Below are 2,999 nucleotides of genomic sequence, written 5' to 3'. Positions count from 1 at the left end.
TTGAAAACTGAAGATTCATCAAGACATCAAACCAAGAAAAATATGCATGGTCCGTTCGGACCGTGTGTCTTAGAAACGCTAGATCAAGGTAGAAAGGGCGTACGGTGGATGCCTTGGCACTAGGAGCCGATGAAGGACGCGACGAACAGCGAAATGCTCTGGGGAGTGGTAAGTGCACTTTGATCCAGAGGTATCCGAATGGGGGAACCCACCGCCGGGAGACTGGCGGGACACCCGTGTGAATACATAGCACGGTGTGAGGCAAACCCGGGGAACTGAAACATCTAAGTACCCGGAGGAAGAGAAAGAAAATTCGATTCCCTGAGTAGCGGCGAGCGAAACGGGAACAGCCCAAACCAGGAAGCATGCTTCCTGGGGTTGTAGGACACTCTATACGGAGTTACAAAGGGATAGGATAGGTGAACGACCTGGAAAGGTCGGCCAGAGAAGGTGACGGCCCTGTAGCTGAAATCTTATCCCCTCCAGAGTGGATCCTGAGTACGGCGGGACACGTGAAACCCCGTCGGAATCCGGGAGGACCATCTCCCAAGGCTAAATACTTCCTAGTGACCGATAGTGAACCAGTACCGTGAGGGAAAGGTGAAAAGCACCCCGGAAGGGGAGTGAAATAGATCCTGAAACCGTATGCCTACAAGTAGTCAGAGCCCGTTAACGGGTGATGGCGTGCCTTTTGTAGAATGAACCGGCGAGTTACGATGGCGGGCAAGGTTAAGCTGATAAGGCGGAGCCGCAGCGAAAGCGAGTCTGAATAGGGCGCATCAGTCCGTCGTCGTAGACCCGAAACCAGGTGATCTACCCATGTCCAGGATGAAGGTCAGGTAACACTGACTGGAGGTCCGAACCCACGCACGTTGAAAAGTGCGGGGATGAGGTGTGGGTAGCGGTGAAATGCCAATCGAACCTGGAGATAGCTGGTTCTCCCCGAAATAGCTTTAGGGCTAGCCTCGAGGTGAAGAGTTCCGGAGGTAGAGCACTGATTGGACTAGGGGCCCCCACAGGGTTACCGAATTCAGTCAAACTCCGAATGCCGGCAACTTGTACTCGGGAGTCAGACTGCGAGTGATAAGATCCGTAGTCGAAAGGGAAACAGCCCAGACCATCAGCTAAGGTCCCAAAGTGTATGTTAAGTGGAAAAGGATGTGGCGTTGCACAGACAACTAGGATGTTGGCTTAGAAGCAGCCACCATTCAAAGAGTGCGTAATAGCTCACTAGTCGAGTGACGCCGCGCCGAAAATTTAACGGGGCTAAACATACCACCGAAGCTATGGATTCCGTAAGGAATGGTAGGGGAGCGTTCCAAGCAGCAGTGAAGCGGTATCGTGAGGAGCCGTGGAGCGCTTGGAAGTGAGAATGCCGGTGTGAGTAGCGAAAAGAGGGGTGAGAATCCCCTCCGTCGAAAGCCCAAGGTTTCCTGAGGAAGGCTCGTCCGCTCAGGGTTAGTCTGGACCTAAGCCGAGGCCGAAAGGCGTAGGCGATGGACAACAGGTTGATATTCCTGTACCGCCGTACCACCGTTTGAACGATGGGGGGACGCAGAAGGATAAGGTAACCGTGCGACTGGAAGTGCACGGACAAGCAGCGAGGCCGTCGGGTTGGCAAATCCGCCCGGCATACAAGGTTGAGCTGTGATGTGGAGCCCGTAGGGCGAAGTACCGGATTTCACGCTGCCAAGAAAAGCCTCTAGTAAGGAGGTCGGCGCCAGTACCGTAAACCGACACAGGTAGGCGAGATGAGAATTCTAAGACGCGCGGGATAACTCTCGTTAAGGAACTCGGCAAAATGGTCCCGTAACTTCGGGAGAAGGGACGCTTATGGCAACATAAGCCGCAGTGAATAGGCCCAAACGACTGTTTAGCAAAAACACAGGTCTCTGCTAAATCGCAAGATGAAGTATAGGGGCTGACGCCTGCCCGGTGCTGGAAGGTTAAGGGGATGTGTCATCGCAAGAGAAGCACTGAACCGAAGCCCCAGTAAACGGCGGCCGTAACTATAACGGTCCTAAGGTAGCGAAATTCCTTGTCGGGTAAGTTCCGACCCGCACGAAAGGCGTAACGATTTGGGCACTGTCTCAACGAGAGACCCGGTGAAATCATAGTACCTGTGAAGATGCAGGTTACCCGCGACAGGACGGAAAGACCCCATGGAGCTTTACTACAGCCTGATATTGAGGCTTTGTACGCGATGTACAGGATAGGTGGGAGTTTGTGAAGCCGGAGCGCCAGCTTCGGTGGAGACATCCTTGGGATACCACCCTTTGCGTATAGAGTCTCTAACTCGCAGCCGTGATCCGGCTGGAGGACCGTGTCAGGCGGGTAGTTTGACTGGGGCGGTCGCCTCCTAAACAGTAACGGAGGCGCCCAAAGGTTCCCTCAGAATGGTTGGAAATCATTCGTAGAGTGCAAAGGCAGAAGGGAGCTTGACTGCGAGACCTACAAGTCGAGCAGGGACGAAAGTCGGGCTTAGTGATCCGGTGGTTCCGCATGGAAGGGCCATCGCTCAACGGATAAAAGCTACCCTGGGGATAACAGGCTGATCTCCCCCAAGAGTCCACATCGACGGGGAGGTTTGGCACCTCGATGTCGGCTCATCGCATCCTGGGGCTGGAGTAGGTCCCAAGGGTTGGGCTGTTCGCCCATTAAAGCGGTACGCGAGCTGGGTTCAGAACGTCGTGAGACAGTTCGGTCCCTATCCGTCGTGGGCGCAGGAAATTTGAGGAGAGCTGTCCTTAGTACGAGAGGACCGGGATGGACGCACCGCTGGTGTACCAGTTGTTCCGCCAGGAGCATCGCTGGGTAGCTACGTGCGGACGGGATAAGTGCTGAAAGCATCTAAGCATGAAGCCCCCTCCGAGATGAGATTTCCCTTTGAGCAATCAAGAAAGACCCCTCAGAGACGATGAGGTAGATAGGTCATGGGTGGAAGCACGGCGACGTGTGGAGCTGAATGATACTAATCGGTCGAGGCTTTGATCTAGAAA

Annotated in this window: 1 rRNA gene; it reads left to right on the top strand. The window is 54.3% G+C overall.

Features of this window, described 5'->3' with window-relative positions:
- Nucleotides 1-81: 81 nt before the first annotated feature.
- Nucleotides 82-2,995 (top strand): 23S ribosomal RNA (locus EVJ32_RS15800).
- The last annotated feature ends 4 nt before the right edge of the window (nt 2,996-2,999 follow it).

The sequence above is a fragment of the Exiguobacterium sp. SH5S4 genome (genome assembly GCF_004337045.1).
Lineage (GTDB): Bacteria > Bacillota > Bacilli > Exiguobacteriales > Exiguobacteriaceae > Exiguobacterium > Exiguobacterium aurantiacum_A.
This window is presented reverse-complemented; position numbering and strand designations above follow the sequence as displayed.